Raw genomic sequence first — 24614 nt, 5'->3', positions numbered from 1 at the left:
AAGTGACCACTCCGCCGCCCCAGGGCCAGAATCCGTTCGCCCAGAACCAGCCGGCCCAGGGCAACCCGTACGGGCAGCAGCCGCCGCAGGGGAACCCTTACGGACAGCAGCCTCCGCAGGGCTACCCGCAGCAGCCGAACGCCCCGTACGCCCCGGTCCCGCCCGAGCCGCCGAAGCGCAACTTCAAGAAGTACCTGCGGTTCGCCATCCCCGTCGTCGTCCTCATAGTCGGCATCGGTGGCTGGCTGTCGAACCGCGACGACGCCCAGACCGCCAAGGTCGGTGACTGCATGAGCATCGGCAACCCGGACAGCACCACCGACCCGGACCTTGAGGTCGTGGACTGCGGTAACTCCAAGGCCGCGTACAAGGTCGAGCAGAAGAAGGATGACAACTCCGGCTGCGACCGCACCAAGTACGCCGAGTACACCGAGACCGGTGGCAGCAGCGACTTCACCCTCTGCCTGTCGGAGTACTCCACCAAGTAGGAACGCGCTGACGCGCACGTAGGTGGGCGCTGACGCGAAAGGGCCGTTGTTTCACGTGAAACAACGGCCCTCGGCGTATCTGGTCCTTGCGCTCCGGTTCTTCCACAGAGGGCTGATGTTTCACGTGAAACATCAGCCCTCGCGTGTCCCTCAGCTCTGCTGCGCCCACCACTCCTTGAGCGCCGACACCGCCGCGTCGTGCTCCATCGGCCCGTTCTCCAGCCGCAGCTCCAACAGGAACTTGTACGCCTGGCCGATGGCCGGCCCCGGACCGATGTCCAGGATCTTCATGATCTGGTTGCCGTCGAGGTCAGGCCGGATCGCGTCCAGCTCCTCCTGCTCCTGGAGCTGCGCCACGCGCTCCTCCAGACCGTCGTACGCGCGGGAGAGCGCGGTGGCCTTGCGCTTGTTCCGCGTCGTGCAGTCGGAGCGGGTCAGCTTGTGGAGGCGGTCGAGGAGCGGGCCGGCGTCGCGGACGTAGCGGCGGACCGCCGAGTCCGTCCACTCACCGGTGCCGTAGCCGTGGAAGCGCAGGTGGAGTTCGACCAGGCGTGAGACGTCCTTCACCAGCTCGTTGGAGTACTTGAGCGCCGTCATCCGCTTCTTGGTCATCTTGGCGCCCACCACCTCGTGGTGGTGGAAGGAGACCCGCCCGTCCTCCTCGAAGCGGCGGGTGCGCGGCTTGCCGATGTCGTGCAGCAGAGCGGCCAGCCGCAGCGTGAGGTCAGGGCCGTCCTCCTCCAGCGCCATCGCCTGCTCCAGCACGATCAGCGTGTGGTCGTAGACGTCCTTGTGCCGGTGGTGCTCGTCCCGCTCCAGACGCAGCGCGGGCAGCTCGGGCAGCACCCGGTCGGCGAGCCCCGTGTCGACCAGCAGCGTCAGCCCCTTGCGCGGGTGCGCCGAGAGGATCAGCTTGTTGAGTTCGTCGCGCACGCGCTCGGCGGACACGATCTCGATGCGGTCGGCCATGGCCTTCATCGCGGCGACGACGTCCGGTGCCACCTCGAAGTCGAGCTGCGCCCCGAAGCGCGCGGCCCGCATCATCCGCAGCGGATCGTCGGAGAAGGACGACTCGGGGGTACCCGGCGTCCGCAGCACCCGGGCGGCGAGGTCCGCGAGCCCGCCGTGCGGATCGATGAACTTCTTCTCGGGAAGCGCCACGGCCATCGCGTTCACCGTGAAGTCGCGGCGCACCAGGTCGTCCTCGATGGAGTCGCCGTAGGACACCTCGGGCTTGCGCGAGGTCCGGTCGTACGCCTCCGAGCGGTACGTCGTCACCTCGATCTGGAAGCTCTGGTCCACGTCCCCGACGCGCGCGTCCTTCTGCGCGCCGACCGTGCCGAAGGCGATGCCGACGTCCCACAGGGCATCCGCCCAGGGCCGCATGATCTTCACCACGTCCTCGGGACGGGCGTCGGTCGTGAAGTCCAGGTCGTTGCCGAGCCGGCCCAGGAGAGCGTCCCGGACCGAGCCGCCGACGAGAGCGAGGGAGAACCCGGCCTCCTGAAAACGGAGCGCGAGTTCGTCGGCGACGGGGGACACCCGCAGCAGCTCGCTCACCGCGCGGCTCTGCACCTGGTTCAGGGCACTGGGACTGTCTTCGTTGGCGTTCGACACAACAGAAAAGGGTACGTGGCCCCGGCGCCCACAGGCGCCTTCATTAAACGTGCACAGGAGTCCCACCGGCTCCGGGCGGGAACACGGCCGCAGATACGCTCCCATACGGGGACAGGACGGCCTCTTCCTCCGATCTTGTGGAGCGGACCGCGGCACTTACCCTCCGCGCGCATCGTTACCATGCGTGGACGCACCATCCGACGACCACTGACGACGACGAGGGACGGGCGAGCGCGTGGCCGAGGCGGCAGACTTCCAGGGGACCAGTCCCTCACCTGCCCGCCGCTGGCTGCGGCGCACGGGAGCACTGCTCGCCGGGGCGCCTCTGCTGGCCGGCATCCTCACGCTGCCCACATCCATGCCGTCGTATGCCTCCGAATCGAGCATCGCCGCCGAGGCCACCGGCTCGCGCACGGTCGGCATCTCCCTGACCTCGCTCAGCCCGAGCGTTCCCTCCGACGGCGACACGCTCACCGTCTCGGGCCGGATCGTCAACAACGGCAAGCAGGCGATCACCGCCGCGCACGTCGGTCTGCGGGTGGGCCCGACGCTGAACGGCCGCTCGGCGATCGACGACGCCGCGAAGAGCAACCCGTACGCGGGTACCGAGATCGGCGGCAAGTACGTGGCCGAGTTCGCGAAGCTGGCGCCCGGCATCTCGCAGCCCTTCAGCATCTCCGTGCCCGTCGACAAGCTGGACCTCGGCTCCGACGGCGTCTACCAGCTCGGCGTCACGCTCACCGGCCGGACCAGCGCCGCACCGTACGACCAGATCCTCGGCATCCAGCGAACCTTCCTGCCCTGGCAGCCGGAGGCGGCCGACACGAAGAGCCGCACGACGTACCTGTGGCCGCTGATCTCGACCTCCCACATGACGGCCGAGACGGGGTCGAACGAGCAGCAGACCCCCATCTTCGCGGACGACGACGCCCTGGCCGCGGAGATCTCCCCCGGCGGCCGCCTGGAGCGCCTCCTCAGCCTCGGCAAGGACCTCGACATCACCTGGGTCATCGACCCGGACCTGCTGGCCTCCGTCGACGCGATGACCCGCAGCTACCGGGTCCAGGTGAACGGCTCCAGCAGGACCACCACGGCCGGCACGCACCAGGCGGTGGCCGGCAAGTGGCTCAGCGAGCTGGAGAAGGCCGTCGAGGACGAGGAGGTCGTCGCCCTCCCCTTCGCCGACCCGGACCTGGCGTCGCTCGCCCACAACGGCACCGCCGTGACCGGCTCGCTCAGCCACCTCAAGGACGCCACCACCGTGGCCGCGACGACCGTGGAGTCGATCCTCCATGTGATCCCCAGCACGGACTACGCCTGGCCCGTGAACGGCGCGATCGACCCGTCGATCGTCAAGGTCGCGACCTCGGCGGGCGCCGACACCGTCCTCACCCGCAGCGACAGCCTGCAGGAGAGCGGCGCCCTTCCCTACACGCCTTCCGCGGCCCGGCCGATCGGCGGCGGCACCACCGCGGTGGTCGCGGACGCCCGGCTGTCGACCGCCTTCCAGGGCGACATGACCGTGGCCGGCAACTCCACGCTCGCCGTGCAGCGGTTCCTCGCCCAGAGCCTGATGCTCACCCAGCAGGCCCCGGACAGGCAGCGCAGCATCGTGGTCGCCCCGCAGCGCATGCCGACCGCCGGCCAGGCCCAGACGATGGCCGCGGCGCTCACGGCACTCCAGGACGGGAACTGGTCCCAGTCCGCCGAGCTGTCCGCGGCCACCAAGGCCGAACCGGACGCGGGCGCCACCACCCGGGTCCCCGCCGCGTCCGCGTACCCCTCCTCGCTGCGCAAGCAGGAACTGCCGCGCGCGGCGTTCGAGCAGATCCAGCGCACGCAGAAGGAACTCGACAGCTTCCAGGTGGTCCTCTCGAACCAGTCCCGGGTGGTCACGCCCTTCGGACGGGCCATGGACCGGTCGATGTCCACCTCGTGGCGCGGCCGGGCCGTCGAGGCGTCGGCGTACCGCACCGGCGTGGAGCGGTACCTCGTCGGGCTCACCGAGAGCGTCGGACTGATCGAGAAGTCCGAGGCGAAGCTCTCGGGGCGCAGTGCCACGATCCCGATCACCGTGCAGAACAACCTCGTCCAGGGCGTGGACCACCTGGTGCTGCGTCTGACCTCGAAGCAGCCGAGCCGCCTCAGCATCGGTGACGGTGTCTTCGAGGAGCAGCAGGTCTCGGTCTCGGGCGGACACAGCCAGTCGGTGAAGTTCACCACCAACGCCCACGCCAACGGCCGGGCCGCGGTGGTCGCGCAGCTGTACACGCAGGACGGCCGGGCGTACGGGCCCGCGATGACCTTCGACGTGAAGGTCACGGAGATCACGGCCACGGTGATGCTGGTCATCGCCGGCGGTGTCCTGCTCCTCGTGCTCGCCGGCTTCCGGATGTACACGCAGCGCAAGCGGGAGGCCGTCCGCCGGGCCGCGGAAGGTGTGGGCGGCCCGGCGGACGGCGTTCCCGCGGACGGCGAGGCGGAGAACGCCGCCGCGACGGGAAGCGGTGACAGCCCGGAGAACGGTGATGGCTCGGAGGACGGTGACGGCTCGGAGAGCGACACCGCCGCCGCGCAGAACAGTGCCGCCGCGAAGAGCGGTGACGGCACGGTGAGCGGTGCCCCCGCGGAGGGCGGCCGCGTGCAAGCGGCCCCCTCCGAGCCGGGGGCACGCGCTCCGGAGCACCCGGGTGACGCACCGGACACCGCACCGGAAATCACCGACCCCTCCGGCACGGGTGAGAGAGTGGACCGTTGAGCGATGTCGTGGCCGGTGGGCCCGGGGACGATGAGGTGGGGTAACCATGAACGCGCCGTACGACGGTGACCGCGGTCAGGGCGCGGGGGGCTCCGGCCACCCCGACGGCCCGCCGCAGGGCCCGCCGGATCCCGGCGAGGTGCCCCCGCAGCACGCGGCCGAGGGGTATTTCCAGGACGCCTACGCCCAGGACCCCTACCGGGCACAGGACCTGTCCGCCCAGGACCCCGTAACCGAGGCCCTCTACGACCGTGCCGCGCATCCCCCGCCACCGCCCGGCACGTACCAGCCACAGCCACCGCTCTACGGTCAGCCGCCCCAGTCGCCGTACGCGCCCGACCCGCGCGTGTGGGCGCAGACCCCGGCGCCCGAGCCGGAGGGCCCCACCCAGTACCTGCCGTACGGGGACGACCCCCGCACGACGCAGTTCGTGGGTGTGGACGACCTGGTGACCGGGGCCGGCGAGGAGCGGCACGAGCCGGACGCGTTCGCCCACCTCTTCCGCGACCAGCAGCAGGGCGGCGCCCACGCTGCCGCCGGGCCGCCCGGCGTGCCCGCACCGGCCGCGGAACGGACTCCCGCCGCGGCTCCGCCGCCTCCTGCCCCGCCGGCGACCGCCGCCCCCGCGAAGAAGTCCGGGGGCCGCGCCTCGGGGCTGCTGAAGTCGAGCGCGGTGATGGCGGCCGGCACCATGGTCTCCCGCCTCACCGGCTTCATCCGCTCGGCCCTGATCGTCGCGGCGCTGGGTGTCGGCCTCCTCGGCGACACCTTCCAGGTCGCGTACCAGCTGCCGACGATGATCTACATCCTTACCGTCGGCGGCGGCCTCAACTCCGTCTTCGTACCGCAGCTGGTGCGTGCCATGAAGGACGACGAGGACGGCGGTGAGGCGTACGCCAACCGGCTGCTGACGCTGGTCGTCGTGGTCCTCGGCCTGCTCACCGCACTCGCGGTGCTCGCCGCGCCGCTGCTGGTCCGCGCACTGTCGGCGCCCGTCGCACGGGACGCGGCGGCCAACGACGTCGCCGTCACCTTCGCCCGGTACTTCCTGCCCACGATCTTCTTCATGGGCATCCACGTGGTGATGGGCCAGATCCTCAACGCGCGGGGCAAGTTCGGCGCGATGATGTGGACCCCGGTCCTCAACAACGTCGTCATCATCGTGACGCTCGGCCTGTTCATCTGGGTGTACGGCACCGCTGGCAGCTCCGGCATGGAGGCTTCGAGCATCCCGCCGGAGGGCGAACGGCTGCTCGGTGTCGGCGTCCTGCTCGGACTCGTCGTCCAGGCGCTGGCGATGATCCCGTACCTGCGGGAGACCGGCTTCCGGCTGCGGCTGCGCTTCGACTGGAAGGGCCACGGGCTCGGCAAGGCGGCGATGCTCGCCAAGTGGACCGTGCTCTTCGTCCTCGCCAACCAGGCGGGCGCGATCGTCGTGACCCAGCTGTCCACCGCGGCGGGCAAGGACTCCCCGGTCGACGGCACCGGCTTCGCCGCCTACGCCAACGCCCAGCTCATCTGGGGCCTCCCGCAGGCCATCATCACGGTCTCCCTGATGGCCGCCCTGCTGCCCCGTCTCGCGCGCTCGGCCCACGAGGGCGACAGCGGAGCGGTCCGCGACGACATCTCCCAGGGCCTGCGCACCACGGCCGTCGCGATCGTGCCGATCGCCTTCGGCTTCGTCGCCCTCGGCATCCCGATGTGCACGCTGATGTTCGGTGCCTCCGGGACCGAAGAGGCGACGAACATGGGGTACATGCTGATGGCCTTCGGCCTCGGCCTGATCCCGTACTCCGTGCAGTACGTCGTGCTGCGAGCCTTCTACGCGTACGAGGACACCCGCACGCCCTTCTACAACACGGTCATCGTGGCCGCCGTCAACGCCGGCGCCTCCGCACTCTGTTTCCTCCTGCTGCCCCCTCGCTGGGCGGTCGCGGGCATGGCCGCGTCGTACGGCCTGGCCTACGCGATCGGTGTCGGAGTCGCCTGGCGGCGGCTCAGCAAGCGGCTGGACGGCGACCTGGACGGCGGTCGTGTCCTGCGTACGTACGCGCGGCTGGCGATCGCGGCGGTGCCGGCAGCGCTGCTCAGCGGCGCGGCCTGCTACGGAATCAGCAAGACGCTGGGACAGAGTGCCGGCGGCTCGCTCATCGCCCTGATCGGCGGTGGAGTCGTACTGATCGGTGTCTTCTTCGTCGCGGCACGACGGATGCGCATCGAGGAAATGAACGCAATGGTGGGCATGGTCCGCGGGCGCCTCGGGCGCTGAGAGCGGGGTACGCGCACAACCATCGTCCGCGACCGCGTGTCGTGCAGAGGGACGGACTGTGGGCACAATTGGCTTTGGCGTCGGACAGCTTGCAACGAATGGGGAGGCAGGAGCGACGGTGGCGGAACGGAGCACGGCTGCCGTCGACGTGGCGGACAGCAGCGGCGATGAGCCGCTGACCGCGAAGGCGGACCAGTCCACGGCCGACGGGGTGGCCCTAAACCGGGAGCGGGACACGGACAGCTCGAAGAGCGAAGAGGCACAGGGGAGCGGGGGGAAAGAGAGCCCCGGCAGGACGTCACCGCCCGAGTTGCACAGTGGGCACAAGCTCGCCAGACGCTATCGCCTGGAGGAGTGTGTCACCCGTCTGGACGGTTTCAGCAGCTGGCGTGCGGTGGACGAGAAGCTCCGCCGTGCGGTGGGTGTGCACCTGTTGCCCGCCGACCACCCACGAGCGCGCTCCGTCCTGGCGGCGGCCCGTTCGTCGGCGCTGCTGGGCGACCCCCGTTTCGTCCAGGTCCTGGACGCGGTCGAGGAGAACGACCTCGTCTACGTCGTGCACGAATGGCTGCCGGACGCCACGGAGCTGACGACGCTTCTGGCCACCGGTCCGCTGGAGGTGCACGAGGCGTACCAGATGGTCAGTCAGGTCTCCCAGGCGATGGCCGCCGCGCACCGTGAAGGGCTGGCTCACCTCAAGCTGACCCCCGGCGCCGTGCTGCGTACCTCGTCCGGGCAGTGGCGCATCCGGGGCCTCGCCGTGAACGCCGCCCTGCGCGGCGTCACTTCGGAGACCCCGCAGCGCACGGACACGGAGGCGATCGGCGCGCTGCTGTACGCCGCGCTCACCCAGCGCTGGCCGTACGAGGACGACGCGTACGGCCTCTCCGGGCTGCCCAAGGGCGTCGGTCTCATCGCACCCGACCAGGTGCGGGCAGGGGTGCACCGCGGCCTGTCCGAGCTCGCGATGCGCGCACTCGTCAACGACGGCGCGACGGCGTCCCGCCAGGAACCCCCGTGCACCACGCCGGAGGAACTGGTGAAGGCGGTCGGCGAGATGCCCCGCATCCGGCCGCCGGAGCCCACCTTCACGGCCCCGCCGGAGTACCAGCGCACGACGTACCAGCAGGGCAGCTACGGCCATCCCGCGCCTCACCCGGGTGCCACCCAGGCGATGTCGGCGCCGCTGCCCCCGCTGCAGACCCGTACCGGTAAGGCGCTCAAGTGGACGGTGTCCGCGCTCCTGATCGCCGCGCTGGGTCTCGGCAGCTGGCAGCTGGCGGACGCGCTCATGGACCACGGGAAGTCCGACGAGACGGGCAACACCCGGACGACGGACGAGAACGACAAGAACGGCGTCGAGGCGAAGCCGGCCAAGCCGATCGTGATCAAGGGCGCCGCGGAGTACTACCCGGACGGCAAGCCCCAGCACGCCGGTGACGCGGGCCTGACGTACGACAAGGACAGCTCCACGTACTGGCGGACGTACTCCTACAAGGGCGGCCCCGTGCTGGCGCCCTTCAAGCAGGGCGTCGGAATCGTCTACGACCTCGGCTCCGAGCAGGACGTGGCGGAGGCGTCGATAGGGCTGTACTACACGGGCGACCACACGACGGCGACGCTGTACGCGACGGACTCGTTGTCGTCGTCCACCCCTCTCGGTTCCATGACGAAGATCGCTTCCGGTAGGACCAGCGGCAAGGAACTGAGCATCTCCACCAAGAAAGCGGTGAAGACCCGGTACGTTCTGGTCTGGATCACCGCGGTGCCGAACGCGCCGGGCGATCAGTTCAGCAGCGCCGGCTTCAAGCAGGCGATCACCGACGTGAAGTTCACCGGCTGAGCGGTCAGCGAGGGGGAGGGGGTTCGATGGCGGACGGCGCCTACGGCGAAGTGAGCGACCAGGACCTCCTCTCCCGGCACGTCGAGGGCGACCCCGATGCCTTCGGTGAACTCGTGCGCCGGCACCGCGACCGGCTCTGGGCGGTGGCCCTGCGGACGCTCGGCGACCGTGAGGAAGCCGCTGACGCCGTCCAGGACGCCCTCGTCTCCGCCTACCGGGCCGCCCACACCTTCCGCGGCCAGTCGGCCGTCACGACCTGGCTGCACCGCATCACGGTGAACGCCTGCCTGGACCGCGCCCGCAAGGCCGCCTCCAGGAAAACCTCCCCCGTGGACGACACGGAGCGCCTGGAGCAGCTCCTCGAACCCCACGAGTCCGCCGCCGCCCCGGCCGAGCGCAACGACCTGCACCGCGAGCTGCTGGCGGCCCTGGGCACCCTGCCGGCCGACCAGCGGGCCGCGCTCGTCCTGGTGGACATGCAGGGCTACCCCGTCGCGGAGGCCGCCGGTCTGCTCGACGTGCCCACCGGGACGGTCAAGAGCCGATGCGCCCGGGGCAGAGCCAGACTCCTCCCCCTGCTCAAGCATCTGCGCCCGGACAGCGGGAGCGACAGAGCCGACAAGAAGTCGGGCGAGGGAAGGAACCGTACGCAGGGGACATCCGTCCCACCCGCAGCGGGACCACATAAGGGACCGAGCGATTCAGCTGCTGTGAAGGGCGGAGGTGGGCGAGCGTGACATCCACGACAGACAAGACCGGGCACCCGGACGTCATGGAGATCTCCGACCTCACCGAAGGGCTGCTCCCCCCGTCCCGCTCGGCGGATGTGCGACGGCACCTGGACGACTGCCCGCTCTGCGCCGACGTGTACGACTCGCTGGAAGAGATCCGCGGCCTGCTCGGTACGCTGCCGGGTCCGCTCCGCATGCCCGACGACGTGGCGGGGCGCATCGACGCCGCTCTCGCTGCCGAGGCTCTGCTCAGCGCCACGGCACCCGCCGCCGCAGGCACGAGCGGCTTCTCATCCGCTGACTCCTCTGAGGGCACCGAAGACAGCGGTCATGTTTCACGTGAAACATCGACTGCCGCGGACCGCCCCGCAGGCCACTCCCGCGGTACCACCGGGCCCGGCCGTACGAGCCGCTCACGCCATGGGCGCCGCAGGACCGTCGTCCTGGGCGCCATGTTCACCGCGGCCGCGCTGGGGCTCGGCGGACTCCTCGTCCAGACGATGGGGAGCGACAGCGCGGACAACGATTCCGCGTCGGCATCCCCGAAATCGACCGGCTCCACGGAGACCTTCGCCGGCGAGGAGCTGGACAGCCAGGTGGAGGACCTCCTCACCCAGGCGGCGAAGAAGAAGGAGCGCGGCCCTCGGTCCGCACAGCCCAACGGCACCGACTCCGGCGAGAGCCCGAGCGTCCTCAATGTGCCCACGGACTCCGTGCCCGTCTGCATCAAGCAGGGGATCGGCCGCGACGCCGAACCGCTCGCCTCCAAGGAAGGCTCCTACAAGGGCACGGACGCCTACCTCGTGGTGCTTCCCGCCGCCACCGACACGACACAGGTCACGGCGTACGTCGTCGATTCCACCTGCGTGGAGAACTCGTCGCTCACCCCGGGCAAGGTCCTGCTGAAGCACTCCTACCCACGAAGCTGAGCACGTTCGGCTGCGCCACGGTTGCGGTGCCGTGCCCGGTCTCCGTGTGCCCGGACACAGCGGGAATGCACGCCCCTTAGGATCCGTTGGGTGGGGTGAGAGTTCAAAAAGACTCCCCCGGTCGTACGTAGCAGTCCCCAGAGACGAGGAATCAAGCCGTGACCGACGTCCGTAACGTGATCATCATCGGCTCCGGGCCCGCCGGCTACACGGCGGCGCTCTACACCGCGCGCGCGTCGCTTAAGCCGCTGGTGTTCGAGGGCGCCGTCACCGCAGGTGGTGCCCTCATGAACACGACCGAGGTGGAGAACTTCCCCGGCTTCCAGGACGGCATCATGGGCCCCGAGCTCATGGACAACATGCGCGCCCAGGCCGAGCGCTTCGGTGCCGAGCTGATCCCGGACGACATCGTCTCCGTCGACCTCAGCGGAGAGATCAAGACCGTCACGGACACCGCGGGCGCCGTGCACCGGGCGAAGGCCGTCATCGTCACCACCGGCTCGCAGCACCGCAAGCTGGGGCTGCCCAAGGAGGACGTCCTCTCCGGACGCGGCGTCTCCTGGTGTGCGACCTGTGACGGCTTCTTCTTCAAGGACCAGGACATCGCTGTGATCGGCGGCGGCGACACCGCCATGGAGGAAGCCACCTTCCTCTCCCGCTTCGCCAAGTCCGTGACCATCGTGCACCGCCGTGACACGCTTCGCGCCTCCAAGGCGATGCAGGAGCGCGCCTTCGCCGACCCGAAGATCAAGTTCGTCTGGGACAGCGAGGTCGCCGAGATCCAGGGCGACCAGAAGCTGGCCGGCCTGACGCTGCGCAACCTCAAGACCGGCGAGACGTCCGAGCTGCCCGTCACCGGCCTGTTCATCGCGATCGGCCACGACCCGCGCACGGAGCTCTTCAAGGGCCAGCTGGACCTGGACGAGGAGGGCTACCTCAAGGTCGAGGCCCCCTCGACCCGGACCAACCTGACGGGTGTCTTCGGCGCCGGCGACGTCGTCGACCACACCTACCGCCAGGCGATCACCGCGGCCGGTACCGGCTGCTCCGCCGCTCTCGACGCCGAGCGCTTCCTCGCCGCTCTCGCCGACGGTGAAGTGGCAGAGCCCGAGAAGACCGCAGTCTGACCTTCATCCGCCTCACCGCACCAACCAGTTAAGGAGCCCCGCCGTGGCCGGCACCCTGAAGCACGTGACCGACGACTCTTTCGAAGAGGACGTTCTCAAGAGCGACAAGCCTGTACTGGTGGACTTCTGGGCCGCCTGGTGCGGTCCGTGCCGCCAGATCGCGCCGTCCCTCGAAGCCATCGCCGCCGAGTACGGCGACAAGATCGAGATCGTCAAGCTCAACATCGACGAGAACCCGGGTACGGCCGCCAAGTACGGCGTCATGTCCATCCCGACCCTGAACGTCTACCAGGGTGGCGAGGTCGCCAAGACCATCGTGGGTGCCAAGCCGAAGGCCGCGATCGTGCGTGACCTTGAGGACTTCATCGCCGAGTAGTGCGGTAAGCCGTCGTCCGCGGGCGACGATGTTTCACGTGAAACACGAATGGGCCAACCCGAACGGGTTGGCCCATTAGCTTGTGGAGCCACGGGTCGGCCTTCTTCTACAACGGGCGCAGCGCCGGTTCCTTCTGCACGGCCCCGAGCAACCGGTCGAGCGCCAGCTCCACGTCTTCCTTCCAGGAGAGCGTCGTACGCAGCTCCAGCCGCATGCGCGGGTACGCCGGATGCGGCCGGACCGTCTTGAAGCCCACAGCCAGCAGATGATCGGCGGGCAGGACGCAGGCCGGCTCCTTCCAGCGGGCGTCGCCGAAAGCCTCGATCGCTTTGAAGCCCCGACGCAGCAGATCCTTGGCGACCGTCTGGACCATCACCCGCCCGAGTCCCTGTCCTTGGTAGTCGGGCAGGATGAATGCCGTCATCAGCTGAACGGCGTCGGGCGAGACCGGGCTCGTGGGGAACGCCGTCGAGCGCGGCACGTAGTCGGGTGGTGCGTACAGCACGAAGCCCACCGGCATGTCGTCGACATAGACGACCCGGCCGCATGATCCCCACTCCAGCAGGACGGCGGAGATCCACGCCTCCTTCTCCAGATCCGGGGTACCTGCCTTTACCGCGGCCTGGCCGCTGACTGGGTCCAGCTCCCAGAAGACACACGCGCGACAGCGTTCGGGAAGGTCCTGAAGGTTGTCCAGCGTGAGCGGTACGAGCCGGCGCCCCATGAAGGCAGTTCCTCGCTTTCCTCGCCCGCGGCGTCGCGGGCGGCTGTCAGAGCGCTCCGTTCCCTGAGCAGGCTGCCGACGAACCCGCCGACTGCTCCGATACCCAGGCCTGCGCCCACCAGTCCGGCACGGCTCACCGTCCGCATGGCCTCCGCCTCCCCACAGAAGGTGCTGCCAGGTGAATGGGCCTTATCCGATCGCATCGTATCGACGAAGCGATTCCATCGATACCGCCAGAAAGCAAAGAGCGGGCCGTGTTCCGGTACACACCGGACACGACCCGCTCCTGTGGACAGCCGGTCGAGAACGCCGGCTGTCCGGGACTCAGGACTCCGTGTCCTCGGAGTCCTCGTCCAGGAGACTGCTCTGCAGGACCGGCCCCTCACCCGGGGCGAGCGAGCCGAGGATCCGCTCAAGGTCCTCCACCGAGGCGAACTCGACGGTGATCTTGCCCTTCTTCTGACCGAGGTCGACCTTCACCCGGGTCTCGAACCGATCCGAGAGACGGGTCGCCAGCTCGTTCAGCGCCGGAGAGAGCCGGGAGCCGGCACGCGGCCCCTTGGACCGCGGAGCCGACTGCGGCCGCGAACCCATGAGCGTGACGATCTCCTCGACGGCCCGCACCGAAAGCCCTTCGGCGACGATGCGATGAGCCAGGCGGTCCTGCTCCTCCGAGTCCGCGACGGAGAGCAGCGCTCGCGCATGGCCGGCGGAGAGGACCCCGGCAGCGACCCGGCGCTGGACCGACGGTGAGAGCTTCAGCAGACGCAGGGTGTTGGAGACCTGCGGACGCGACCGGCCGATCCGGTCCGCCAGCTGATCGTGCGTGCAGTTGAAGTCCTGGAGCAGCTGGTCGTAGGCGGCAGCTTCCTCCAGCGGGTTCAGCTGAGCCCGGTGCAGGTTCTCCAGGAGGGCGTCCAGGAGGAGCTTCTCGTCGTCCGTGGCCCGCACGATGGCGGGGATGGCTTCGAGCCCCGCCTCCCGGCAGGCCCTCCAGCGCCGCTCGCCCATGATGAGCTCGTAGCGCGTCGGACCGACCTGCCGTACGACCACCGGCTGGAGGAGCCCGACCTCCTTGATGGAGGTGACGAGCTCTGCGAGAGCGTCGTCGTCGAACACCTCACGCGGCTGGCGCGGGTTCGGCGTGATGGAGTCGAGGGGCAGCTCGGCGAAGTGCGCGCCGACGGGCGCCGCCGGGGCCTCGTCGAACACGCTCGTCGACGGCTCCTCTGTTTCACGTGAAACCTGGGACGACAGCGAGGCCACCTTGGCCGCCGCCACCCCACGCTCGGCGGTGAGGACCGGCACGGCTCCCGGCGATGCAGTTGCTCCGCCCATCGCCGGCGGGATGACCTTCTCCCCTGTCGGGGCCGCGGGGATCAGTGCGCCGAGACCACGGCCCAACCCCCTCCGTCGCTCGCTCACTGGATCCCCTCCACCATGCTCTGTTCGTTGTGTGCGCCCAGGTGGGCATGCTGCGCGTCGTAGGCCACGCCGGCTCCGCGCAGTGCGATCTCCCGTGCCGCCTCAAGATACGAGAGGGCGCCGCTCGACCCGGGGTCGTAGGTCAGCACCGTCTGCCCGTAGCTAGGGGCCTCGGAGATACGGACCGAGCGCGGAATGCTCGTGCGTAGTACCTCTTCGCCGAAGTGGCTGCGCACCTCGTCGGCGACCTGCGAGGCAAGGCGTGTCCTGCCGTCGTACATGGTGAGCAGGATCGTGGACACATGCAGGTTGGGGTTGAGGTGCCCCCGCACGAGGTCGACGTTGCGCAGCAGCTGGCCCAGGCCTTCCAGGGCGTAGTACTCGCACTGGATCGGGATGAGGACCTCGGCGCCGGCAACGAGAGCGTTGACCGTCAGGAGGCCCAGGGAAGGCGGGCAGTCGATGAGGATGTAGTCCAGCGGCTGCTCGTACGCCTGGATCGCCCGCTCCAGGCGACTCTCACGCGCCACCAGGGACACCAGCTCGATCTCCGCACCGGCGAGATCGATCGTGGCAGGTGCACAGAAGAGGCCCTCGACATCGGGGACCGGCTGGACGACCTCGGAGAGCGGCCTGCTGTCGATCAGCACGTCATAGATCGAAGGGACCTCGGCGTGATGGTCGATGCCCAGCGCGGTGGAGGCATTGCCCTGGGGGTCCAGATCTACCACCAGGACACGACCGCCGTGCAGGGCGAGCGAAGCGGCAAGGTTGACCGTGGTCGTGGTCTTCCCGACCCCGCCCTTCTGATTGGCGACCACCATCACGCGTGTCTGCTCGGGCCGGGGCAGGCCCTCACCGGCTCGTCCTAGAGCCTCCACGGCAAGTTGGGCAGCACGACCGATGGGAGTGTCGTCCATCGGGGGCGGTGTTTCACGTGAAACATCGTCCCCCATCGACTCGGTTCGGGGGCCGGGGACCGGATCGGTCATCGGTCCCGCGATGTTGGCGTCGGACCGCAAGGATTCACTCTCCTCGACTTCAGGCTCGCAATGAACAGAGCCTCCCATGCCATCGGGGTGGTGAACCAGCGAGGCCCGTGCTTCTGTGGAGAAATCCACCTCTGTGGACAACTCCGTACCCTCTCCGGGTGACGCAGCAGCGTGAGGAGAGGGTCTCTTCCCCAAGGATCCCAGGGACCCCAGAGGAGTACGGTCGCGGGGTTCGGCCGCGGCGCGGCCGCGACCGAGGATGCCGTGGAGCAGAGAGCGATGTTTCACGTGAAACACGATGCACAGCGTGCGGGACCGGCACCGCGCGACACTCCGGCCCACGCAGCTGTGGCAGCTTGTGTGGAGTACGTCTCGTCGTCAGAACGGATCAGTCCACGACTTCCCACTCGTCATGAGCGATGTCGTCCGCTGTCCCGTCCGTTCCGTCAGCGACGCTTCCTCGTCCTGCCTGTCCGGGCCGCCTTCGCCCGCTTGGCGGCGAAGCGCACACCGCCAGGGCTCTCTCCGACTTCTACCCGCACCACGGTGGCCAGCGGCTCCACCACGCCCTCACCGGCCTGCAGCACGGACGTGTCCACGGCCCCGAGTTTGCTCAGAGCGGCCCCAGCGCTCTTGACCTCTTCCTCCGCGGTGTCGCCCTTGAGGAGGAGCATCTCCCCGTACGGCCGCAGCAGGGGGACGCCCCATCCCGCGAGACGGTCGAGGGGAGCCACCGCGCGGGCCGTCACGACGTGGACCGGCGGCAGCGTGCCGAGGACTTCCTCCGCACGCCCGCGGACGACGGTGACGTGGTCGAGGCCGAGCAGTTCGACGACCTCGGTCAGGAAGTTCGTGCGCCGCAGCAGTGGCTCCAACAGTGTGATCTTGAGGTCCGGCCGGACGAGGGCCAGCGGGATACCGGGCAGCCCGGCGCCGGACCCGACGTCGCACACCGTCACGTTCTCAGGGACCACTTCCGAGAGGACGGCACAGTTCAGCAGGTGCCGTTCCCACAGACGGGGTACTTCACGTGGTCCGATCAGACCACGTTGGACTCCCGCGTCGGCGAGCAACTCCGCATAACGGACCGCGTCCGCGAAGCGATCACCGAATACCGCCCGGGCCTGCTCGGGCGCAGGGGGGAGCTCCGCTGCCTCCGTCACGGGGAACCGTCCTTCCGTACCGCTTGAGCGCACTGCGCGCTGACTACAGGAACTAGCAGGAACCATCAGGCTGACAAAACGAGGCCCCGCCTGCGGACACAGACGGGGCCGGGGTACGACGTGCTTGATCAGGCGGGGAGTACGACGACGAAGCGCTGCGGCTCCTCGCCCTCGGACTCGCTGCGCAGACCGGCGGCCTTGACGGCGTCGTGCACCACCTTGCGCTCGAAGGGGGTCATCGCCTTCATCTTCACCGGCTCGCCGGAGCTCTTCACCTCAGCCGCCACCTTCGCGCCCAGCTCCGAGAGCTCCTCACGCTTCTTGGCGCGGTAGCCGGCGATGTCCAGCATCAGCCGGCTGCGGTCGCCGGTCTCCCGGTGCACGGCCAGGCGGGTGAGTTCCTGGAGGGCTTCCAGCACCTCGCCGTCGCGGCCGACCAGCTTCTGCAGGTCGCGGCTGTTGGAGTCACTGATGATCGAGACAGCCGCGCGGTCGGCCTCGACATCCATGTCGATGTCGCCGTCGAGGTCGGCGATGTCCAGCAGACCCTCAAGGTAGTCGGCCGCGATCTCGCCCTCCTGCTCCAGGCGGGTCAGGGTGTCGCCACCCTCAGGGGCAGCGGAGGTGGTGCCTTCCGTCACGGGATGGACTCCTTCTTACTTCTTGGACGGGGACTTGGGCCGCTGCGGACCCTTGCGCTGTCCGGACTGGGCCTTGCTGCGGGTACCACCGGACGCGGGCTTGCCAGCGGCCGGCTTGGGAGCGGGCTTGGCGTCCTGCGGTCCGTCGGACTTGCTGAGGGAGGTCTTGGCCGCGGTCTCGCCGGCCGCCTTGGCACCGGCCTGGGCCGGTCCCGACTGGCGCTGGGACTTGCTCTGCCGCTTGGGCTGCTGCCGCTTGGGAGCGGCGGTCACCGGGGTGCCGTCCTCGGTCTCGACCAGGGTCGAGGCCTCGCTCTTGACCACGTTGCCGTCGGCCTGGGCCGCCAGACCCGCCTTGGTCAGACCGTTGATGAACTTGCGCTCGTACTCGTTGCGGTCACGGCCCTTGGCGACGATGGCCTTGACGATGGCCTTCTCCCCACGGCCGCGCGTCCGGCCGTGCTGGGTGACCCGCTTGTGCAGCCGCTCCAGGTACGAGGCCTGGGCCTTGGAACCGGGAGTCGGGTTGTTGCGGATCACGTACATCTGCTGGCCCATGGTCCACACGTTGGTGGTCAGCCAGTAGACGAGGACACCGACGGGGAAGTTGATGCCGAAGACGGCGAACATGACCGGGAAGACGTACATCAGCATCTTCTGCTGCTGCATGAAGGGCGTCTTCACCGTGGTGTCGACGTTCTTCGTCATCAGCTGACGCTGGGTGTAGAACTGCGAGAACGACATCAGGACGATCATGATCGCCGTGACGACGCGCACGTCGGTGATCGAGGAGCCCAGCGCCTGGACCTTGGACTCACTGTCGGTGAACTTCGCGGCCAGCGGAGCACCGAAGATGTGCGCCTTCTGCGCGCTCTCCAGCAGCCGGTTGTTGATCACGCCGATGGTGTCGTTCGACGCGATGCTGTTGAGCACGTGGTACAGCGCGAAGAAGAACGGGGACTGCGCCAGGATGGGAAGGCACGAGGAGAGCGGGTTGGTACCCGTCTCCTTGTACAGCTTCATCATCTCTTCGGACTGGCGCTGCTTGTCGTTCTTGTAGCGCTCCTGGATCTTCTTCATCTCGGGCTGCAGCGTCTGCATCGCCCGCGTGGCCTTGATCTGCTTCACGAAGAGCGGGATCAGGCAGATACGGATCAGGATCACCAGGGACACGATGGACAAGCCCCAGGCCCAGCCCGTGTCCGGGCCGAAGATGGCGCCGTACACCGAATGGAACTGGACGATGACCCAGGAAACGGGTGTCGTGATGAAGCTGAAAATACTGGCAATCGTGTCCACTAATCAGGCTCCTTGAGCATGGGACGGGGTCTCGGCGGCCGGGCTTGAGGGACGGTTGGACATACCGTGCCCCTCGGTGGCCGGTTCGGCGGCGGAGGTCCCGCCCTTGCGTGCGCGCCAGGTGTTGCGCAGCATCTCGTGCCACCGCGGACGCTTGCGCGGCGGAACATGGTCCACGCCGCCCAGTGACCACGGATTGCACCGCAGGATGCGCCAGGCGGTGAGTGCCGTTCCCTTGATCGCGCCGTGCCGGTCGATGGCCTGGTACCCGTAGTGGGAGCACGACGGGTAGTACTTGCACACCGGCCCGAGCAACGGGCTGATGGTCCACTGGTACAGCTTGATGAGAGCCAGCAGCGGGTACTTCATCGCGCGCCCCCTCCCAGTAGCCGCTCCAGGGCGGCATCCAGGTCTCGGGCCAGCTGGGCATGGTCGGCGTCACCCGCACCGGGCAGCGCTCGTACTACTACCAGGCTACCGGGGCTCAGCAGCGCCACTCGTTCGCGCATCAGATGGCGAAGCCGGCGCTTCACCTTGTTGCGTACGACGGAGCCGCCCACGGCTTTGCTGACGACGAAACCCGCACGTGCCGGGGGAGCGTTCTCCCCAGGCGCGTGCGGGTCCGTTGCACCGCTGCGCAGATGGACGACGAGAAGCGGGCGGCCGGCCCGGCGTCCTCGGCGTACCGCGGTCGCGAAGTCCTCGCGCCGCCTCAGCCGATGCTCGGTAGGCAGCACGTCATGACCTGTTTAAGTGATCAGGCGGACAGGCTGGCGCGACCCTTGCCACGACGGTTCGCGAGAATCGCGCGGCCGGCACGGGTACGCATCCGCAGGCGGAAGCCGTGGGTCTTGGCGCGACGACGGTTGTTCGGCTGGAAGGTGCGCTTGCTCACTCGGGGGCTCCAGAAAGATTCGGTAGTTGCGGGGTGCCGTCTTGGCTGTCACCGTGCGCCCACGAGTAGCTCGCTTACGCCCGAGTGCACCGCTTCCCGATCACTGTTCGCGATCTGTGCCCATCGGAGGCAGGCGGCAGCAGCCATCGACAACTCGACCTGGTTACGGTACGCGCGGCTCCGCCATCCGGTCAAACCAGTGCTGCTCGAGAGACACTGTCCACAGGCTGGGGACAACAACTTGAACCGCATGGGTCGCCCTGACTACCGTGGCCGGACTCCGGTTCGTTCCCTTCTCACCGCTCCATCTCATTCGTTCCGGCCGCTGCAGCTTCTTCGTCCACCCCGCTGACCGAGTTCCAACCCGATCCGTCCCAGGAATCACACGTTCGTGGGACACGTGAGAGAGCGTGCCCTGTGGCTGACGTACCTGCCGATCTTGCCGCAGTGTGGCCACGTGTGGTGGAGCAACTCCTCGGGGACGACCGCGGGCAGGGTGTGGAGACGAAGGACGAGCGCTGGATCAAGCGCTGTCAGCCGCTGGCGCTGGTGGCGGACACCGCACTGCTCGCCGTCCCGAACGAGTTCGCCAAGAGCGTGCTGGAGGGGCGTCTGGCGCCGGTCGTCAGCGACACGCTGAGCCGGGAGTGCGGCCGTCCGATCCGGATCGCGATCACCGTCGACGACTCCATGGGGGAAGTCCCCGCGCCATCGGCGCCGCCCGTGCAGCAGCAGCAGCCGTCCCCGTCGCGGTACGAGGAGCCGGAGCTCCCGTCCGCGCAGGGCCGCGACGGCTACCGGGGATACGGCCGCCACCGCGCCGACGACCGCAGGGACGATCGCAGGGACGACCGTCTCGTCGACCATATGGACGACCGCAGGGACGACCGCCTGGGTGATCGTATGGACGACCACCCCCAGGGCCGCCAGGACCAGCAGCAGTCCTCCCACGAGGACCAGCTGCCGACGGCCCGTCCCGCGTACCCCGACTACCAGCGCCCCGAGCCCGGCGCCTGGCCGCGGTCCTCGCAGGAGGACTACGGGTGGCAGCAGCAGCGGCTCGGCTTCCCGGAGCGCGACCCCTACGCCTCCCCGCCGCGGGACTACCGGCAGCAGCCGGGCCGCTCGCCGTACGAGCAGCGCTCCGACTACGAGCAGCAGCGGCCCGACTACGACCAGCAGCGTCCGGACTACGACCAGCGCCCGGACCGGCGGGAGCGGCCCGAGCCGCCGTCGCCCTCCGCCATGGGCCACGTCCACCGCGGCGGTCCCGTCGGGTCGTCGATGCCCGTGTCCAGCGGCGCGCCCGGCCCGCTGGCCGCGCAGCCCGCGCCCGCGACCGGCCCCGGCGAGCCCACCGCGCGCCTGAACCCGAAGTACCTCTTCGACACCTTCGTCATCGGTGCCTCGAACCGTTTCGCGCACGCCGCCGCGGTCGCCGTCGCCGAGGCGCCGGCGAAGGCGTACAACCCCCTCTTCATCTACGGGGAGTCCGGCCTCGGCAAGACGCACCTGCTGCACGCGATCGGGCACTACGCGCGCAGCCTCTACCCCGGCACCCGGGTGCGGTACGTGAGCTCCGAGGAGTTCACCAACGAGTTCATCAACTCCATCCGCGACGGCAAGGGCGACAGCTTCCGCAAGCGGTACCGCGAGATGGACATCCTGCTCGTCGACGACATCCAGTTCCTGGCGGACAAGGAGTCGACGCAGGAGGAGTTCTTCCACACCTTCAACACGCTCCACAACGCGAACAAGCAGATCGTGCTCTCCTCCGACCGGCCGCCCCGGCAGCTGGTCACGCTGGAGGACCGGCTGCGCAACCGGTTCGAGTGGGGTCTGACCACGGACGTCCAGCCGCCCGAGCTGGAGACCCGGATCGCCATCCTCCGCAAGAAGGCGGTGCAGGAGCAGCTCAACGCCCCGCCGGAGGTGCTGGAATTCATCGCGTCCCGTATCTCGCGCAACATCCGCGAGCTGGAGGGCGCGCTGATCCGGGTGACGGCGTTCGCGTCGCTCAACCGGCAGCCGGTGGACCTCGGTCTGACGGAGATCGTCCTCAAGGACCTGATCCCGGGCGGTGAGGACTCGTCCCCGGAGATCACCGCGCCGGCCATCATGGCGGCGACGGCCGACTACTTCGGGCTGACGGTGGACGACCTGTGCGGCTCCTCGCGCAGCCGGGTCCTGGTGACGGCCCGCCAGATCGCGATGTACCTCTGCCGCGAGCTCACGGACCTCTCCCTGCCGAAGATCGGCGCACAGTTCGGCGGCCGCGACCACACGACCGTCATGCACGCCGACCGCAAGATCCGCGCGCTGATGGCCGAGCGCCGCTCGATCTACAACCAGGTCACCGAGCTCACGAACCGCATCAAGAACGGCTGACACGCGCGGCGGTACGCCGCGGGAGGCGCCCTGGGGACCCGTCCCCAGGGCGCCTCCGCCGTTCTCCGGCTCCCGGACCCCTTCAGGGACCCTCCCGAAGCCGGCCGCCGGCCGATCGGAAGCCTCAAAGGGCTCCTCCGGGACCTCTCCCGGCTCCTCCCGGACCCGTTCAGGACCCCTCCGGAGCCCTCCCGACCCGCTTCCAGCGCGCTCCGGCCCGCTCCCGGACCCGATCCGCCGTTACCCGACAGCCACCGGCTGTTCGATTACGCGCCGGGTTACGGCCTTCCTCCACAGATTCGGGGACTTTCTCGCGTCCACACCCTGGGGACCGCGAAGTTGTCCAGACTGTGTCCACAGGGTGCGCCGCCAAAAGTGCAGAGGCCCAGTTCAGACGCCTGTGGATACGTGGACAGAAGTTCTCCACAGGTTGTGGACAAAGAGTGGATCCCCAGGCTGTGCAGAAAGTTGTCCACCGGCGACCCACAGGCTAGGGGCAGTTGTCCCCAGTGATCGTCAGCTTCTCCACACCGCCGTCCACTGTTCGGCAACGTGACGCACCTTCTCACCGTCCAGAGTGAAAGGCGTCACACGAAGGAGCCGGGTTGGCCTGTGGGGAACGCGGGTAAAGCTGGGGACGGATCTGGGGAGAACTGCCCCCTGCCTGTGTACCGGGTGTGCAGAACTTTCGGTCGTCCACAGAAGAGCCCGGTTATCCACTGCCTCCGCCCACAGGGCCGGTGGACAAAAAACCGCTGCTGACCTGTGCATACGCGGTTATCCACGGTATCCACAGCCCCTACTACTACTGACAACTAGAGAGAGCCTGGGAATCGTTTCGAAGACGGGGCTGTGCACAACTCGCTCTCGGCACCTCGACCGCCGCTCGGCACGACTTGACCCCGAGGGGCACCGACTGTCAGTGCGGTGCGTCAGACTGGTCCCCGGCGTCCTGCCCGTCCTCGGGCTGAGCGACACCGCGTCAGACCACGAAGACCGAGCAGGGCGAGAGCGCCGGCAACAGACGGAGGCGGCAACGGTGAAGATCCGGGTGGAACGCGACGTACTCGCGGAGGCAGTGGCCTGGGCGGCACGCAGCCTCCCGGCCCGTCCACCGGCGCCTGTGCTCGCCGGCCTCCTGCTGCGGGCCGAGGAGGGGGCACTGAGCCTCTCCAGCTTCGACTACGAGGTGTCGGCGCGCGTCTCGGTGGACGCCGAGATCGACGAGGAGGGCACGGTGCTCGTCTCCGGCCGCCTGCTCGCCGACATCTGCCGCGCCCTCCCCAACCGGCCGGTGGAGATTTCCACAGACGGTGTACGGGCGACCGTGGTCTGCGGCTCCTCCCGCTTCACCCTCCACACACTGCCTGTGGAGGAGTACCCGGCGCTGCCGCAGATGCCGTCCGCGACCGGCACCGTCCCCGGTGAGGTCTTCGCCTCCGCCGCGGCCCAGGTCGCCATCGCCGCCGGGCGCGACGACACGCTGCCCGTCCTCACCGGTGTGCGCATCGAGATCGAGGGCGACACGGTGACGCTGGCGTCCACCGACCGCTACCGCTTCGCGGTCCGGGAGTTCCTGTGGAAGCCGGAGAACCCCGAGGCGTCCGCGGTCGCCCTGGTGCCCGCCAAGACGCTCCTGGACACCGCCAAGGCGCTCACGAGCGGCGACAGCGTCATCCTGGCGCTGTCTGGCTCCGGAGCCGGTGAGGGCCTGATCGGTTTCGAGGGAGCGGGCCGGCGTACGACGACGCGGCTGCTGGAGGGCGACCTCCCGAAGTACCGCTCGCTGTTCCCGACGGAGTTCAACTCGATCGCCGTCATCGAGACCGCCCCCTTCGTCGAGGCGGTCAAGCGCGTGGCCCTGGTCGCCGAGCGCAACACCCCGGTGCGGCTGAGCTTCGAGCAGGGCGTGCTGATCCTGGAGGCAGGCTCCAGCGACGACGCACAGGCTGTGGAGAGGGTCGACGCCCAGCTGGAGGGCGACGACGTCTCGATCGCCTTCAACCCGACGTTCCTGCTGGACGGGCTGAGCGCCATCGACTCCCCGGTCGCGCAGCTCTCCTTCACGACGTCCACCAAGCCGGCGCTCCTCAGCGGCCGCCCGGCCCTGGACGCCGAGGCGGACGAGGCCTACAAGTACCTGATCATGCCGGTGCGGCTCAGCGGCTGACGAAGAGCCGCAGGTGGGGGCGTACGTCTGAGCGGCTGTGCCCACAGGTGTGCAGGAGAGTCCGGGTCTAGGCTCGGTCGCAGGTACGAAAGTGCCCTCCTGCCACATCGCTAGTGAAGGAACAACCTGATGGAGCTCGGTCTCGTCGGCCTCGGCAAGATGGGCGGCAACATGCGCGAGCGCATCCGCCGCGCAGGCCACACCGTCATCGGATACGACCGCAACGCGGATCTCGCCGATGTCCACAGCCTCAAGGAACTTGTGGACGGGCTCACAGGTCCGCGGGTGGTGTGGGTGATGGTGCCGGCCGGCGCCGCGACCCAGTCCACCATCGACGAGCTCGCCGAGCTCCTGGAGCCCGGTGACGTGGTCGTGGACGGCGGCAATTCGCGCTGGACGGACGACGAGAAGCACGCCGAGGAGCTGAAGGCCAAGGGCATCGGTTTCGTCGATGCCGGGGTCTCGGGCGGGGTGTGGGGTCTGCAGAACGGCTACGCGCTGATGGTCGGCGGCGAGGCGGAGCACATCGGGCGGGTCCAGCCGATCTTCGACGCCCTCAAGCCGGAGGGGGACGCGGGGTTCGTGCACGCGGGCAAGGTGGGTGCGGGGCACTTCTCCAAGATGGTCCACAACGGCATCGAGTACGCGATGATGCAGGCCTATGCCGAGGGCTGGGAGCTGCTGGAGGCGGTGGACTCGGTCACGGACGTGCGGGAGGTCTTCCGGTCCTGGCAGCAGGGCACGGTGATCCGTTCCTGGCTGCTGGACCTGGCGGTCAA

General features: G+C 69.0%; 21 protein-coding genes. 11 read left to right on the top strand and 10 right to left on the bottom strand.

The annotated features are described in order from the left end of the window. The first annotated feature begins 2 nt into the window (after window positions 1–2). Window positions 3–488: an LppU/SCO3897 family protein gene (locus FGF04_RS18735; RefSeq protein WP_149512475.1), complete on the top strand. Its 486-nt coding sequence runs from the start codon at window positions 3–5 to the stop codon at window positions 486–488. Window positions 489–638: 150 nt separating this feature from the next. Here the strand turns inward: FGF04_RS18735 and FGF04_RS18730 are convergent, their stop codons facing one another. Further along, entirely contained in the window at window positions 639–2105 is a 1467-nt protein-coding gene (locus FGF04_RS18730; RefSeq protein WP_149512474.1) for a CCA tRNA nucleotidyltransferase, read from the bottom strand. 235 nt (window positions 2106–2340) lie between these two features. Between FGF04_RS18730 and FGF04_RS18725 the strand changes: the two genes are divergently transcribed. From FGF04_RS18725 to trxA, 7 genes are all read left to right on the top strand, one after another. Next, window positions 2341–4863, top strand: a complete 2523-nt coding sequence (locus tag FGF04_RS18725; RefSeq protein ID WP_149512473.1) for a DUF6049 family protein — start codon at window positions 2341–2343, stop codon at window positions 4861–4863. A 46-nt stretch (window positions 4864–4909) separates the two neighbouring features. Beyond that, on the top strand, window positions 4910–7132 hold the full coding sequence (gene murJ, locus FGF04_RS18720) for a murein biosynthesis integral membrane protein MurJ (RefSeq protein WP_149512472.1): 2223 nt from the start codon (window positions 4910–4912) through the stop codon (window positions 7130–7132). A gap of 118 nt (window positions 7133–7250) precedes the next feature. Then, the gene (locus FGF04_RS18715) at window positions 7251–8975 is read left to right on the top strand and encodes a protein kinase family protein (protein ID WP_149512471.1); all 1725 of its coding nucleotides are present in this window, start codon (window positions 7251–7253) and stop codon (window positions 8973–8975) included. A gap of 26 nt (window positions 8976–9001) precedes the next feature. Further along, window positions 9002–9712, top strand: coding sequence for an RNA polymerase sigma factor SigM (gene sigM, locus FGF04_RS18710; RefSeq protein ID WP_149512470.1), 711 nt, complete (start codon window positions 9002–9004; stop codon window positions 9710–9712). Beyond that, window positions 9709–10635: an anti-sigma factor family protein gene (locus FGF04_RS18705; RefSeq protein ID WP_149512469.1), complete on the top strand. Its 927-nt coding sequence runs from the start codon at window positions 9709–9711 to the stop codon at window positions 10633–10635. The genes sigM and FGF04_RS18705 overlap by 4 nt, the downstream gene beginning before the upstream one ends. Window positions 10636–10793: 158 nt before the next feature. Beyond that, window positions 10794–11762, top strand: coding sequence for a thioredoxin-disulfide reductase (gene trxB, locus FGF04_RS18700; RefSeq protein WP_149512468.1), 969 nt, complete (start codon window positions 10794–10796; stop codon window positions 11760–11762). 43 nt (window positions 11763–11805) lie between these two features. Beyond that, the gene (gene trxA / locus FGF04_RS18695; protein ID WP_149512467.1) at window positions 11806–12138 is read left to right on the top strand and encodes a thioredoxin; all 333 of its coding nucleotides are present in this window, start codon (window positions 11806–11808) and stop codon (window positions 12136–12138) included. A 106-nt stretch (window positions 12139–12244) separates the two neighbouring features. Here the strand turns inward: trxA and FGF04_RS18690 are convergent, their stop codons facing one another. From FGF04_RS18690 to rpmH, 9 genes are all read right to left on the bottom strand, one after another. Beyond that, entirely contained in the window at window positions 12245–12862 is a 618-nt protein-coding gene (locus tag FGF04_RS18690; protein WP_149512466.1) for a GNAT family N-acetyltransferase, read from the bottom strand. A gap of 324 nt (window positions 12863–13186) precedes the next feature. Beyond that, entirely contained in the window at window positions 13187–14287 is a 1101-nt protein-coding gene (locus tag FGF04_RS18685) for a ParB/RepB/Spo0J family partition protein (protein ID WP_149512465.1), read from the bottom strand. Beyond that, a complete protein-coding gene (locus FGF04_RS18680; RefSeq protein ID WP_149512659.1) occupies window positions 14284–15357 on the bottom strand; it encodes a ParA family protein in 1074 nt (357 codons plus the stop codon). The genes FGF04_RS18685 and FGF04_RS18680 overlap by 4 nt, the downstream gene beginning before the upstream one ends. Window positions 15358–15725: 368 nt before the next feature. Continuing rightward, a complete protein-coding gene (gene rsmG, locus FGF04_RS18675; RefSeq protein ID WP_149512464.1) occupies window positions 15726–16442 on the bottom strand; it encodes a 16S rRNA (guanine(527)-N(7))-methyltransferase RsmG in 717 nt (238 codons plus the stop codon). A 128-nt stretch (window positions 16443–16570) separates the two neighbouring features. Further along, window positions 16571–17083, bottom strand: a complete 513-nt coding sequence (locus FGF04_RS18670; RefSeq protein WP_149512463.1) for a Jag family protein — start codon at window positions 17081–17083, stop codon at window positions 16571–16573. A 15-nt stretch (window positions 17084–17098) separates the two neighbouring features. Then, a complete protein-coding gene (gene yidC, locus FGF04_RS18665) occupies window positions 17099–18382 on the bottom strand; it encodes a membrane protein insertase YidC (RefSeq protein WP_149512462.1) in 1284 nt (427 codons plus the stop codon). A gap of 3 nt (window positions 18383–18385) precedes the next feature. After that, window positions 18386–18751 (bottom strand): membrane protein insertion efficiency factor YidD, encoded by a 366-nt coding sequence (gene yidD, locus FGF04_RS18660; protein WP_149512461.1) that lies wholly within the window; start codon window positions 18749–18751, stop codon window positions 18386–18388. Beyond that, a complete protein-coding gene (rnpA, locus tag FGF04_RS18655) occupies window positions 18748–19119 on the bottom strand; it encodes a ribonuclease P protein component (protein ID WP_149512460.1) in 372 nt (123 codons plus the stop codon). Before rnpA ends, yidD begins: the two co-directional genes overlap by 4 nt. A gap of 20 nt (window positions 19120–19139) precedes the next feature. After that, the gene (rpmH, locus tag FGF04_RS18650) at window positions 19140–19277 is read right to left on the bottom strand and encodes a 50S ribosomal protein L34 (protein ID WP_006381191.1); all 138 of its coding nucleotides are present in this window, start codon (window positions 19275–19277) and stop codon (window positions 19140–19142) included. A gap of 417 nt (window positions 19278–19694) precedes the next feature. Here rpmH and dnaA point away from each other — a divergent pair, with 417 nt between their 5' ends. The 3 genes from dnaA to FGF04_RS18630 form a co-directional block, all read left to right on the top strand. Continuing rightward, window positions 19695–21665 (top strand): chromosomal replication initiator protein DnaA, encoded by a 1971-nt coding sequence (dnaA, locus tag FGF04_RS18645; protein WP_149512459.1) that lies wholly within the window; start codon window positions 19695–19697, stop codon window positions 21663–21665. Window positions 21666–22704: 1039 nt separating this feature from the next. Continuing rightward, on the top strand, window positions 22705–23835 hold the full coding sequence (gene dnaN, locus FGF04_RS18635) for a DNA polymerase III subunit beta (RefSeq protein WP_149512458.1): 1131 nt from the start codon (window positions 22705–22707) through the stop codon (window positions 23833–23835). A gap of 129 nt (window positions 23836–23964) precedes the next feature. Next, window positions 23965–24614: NADP-dependent phosphogluconate dehydrogenase (locus tag FGF04_RS18630; protein WP_149512658.1), on the top strand; the 650-nt coding region annotated here is incomplete at its 3' end.

The sequence above is a fragment of the Streptomyces apricus genome (assembly GCF_008369065.1).
In the GTDB taxonomy this organism is placed as follows: domain Bacteria; phylum Actinomycetota; class Actinomycetes; order Streptomycetales; family Streptomycetaceae; genus Streptomyces; species Streptomyces apricus.
This window is presented reverse-complemented; position numbering and strand designations above follow the sequence as displayed.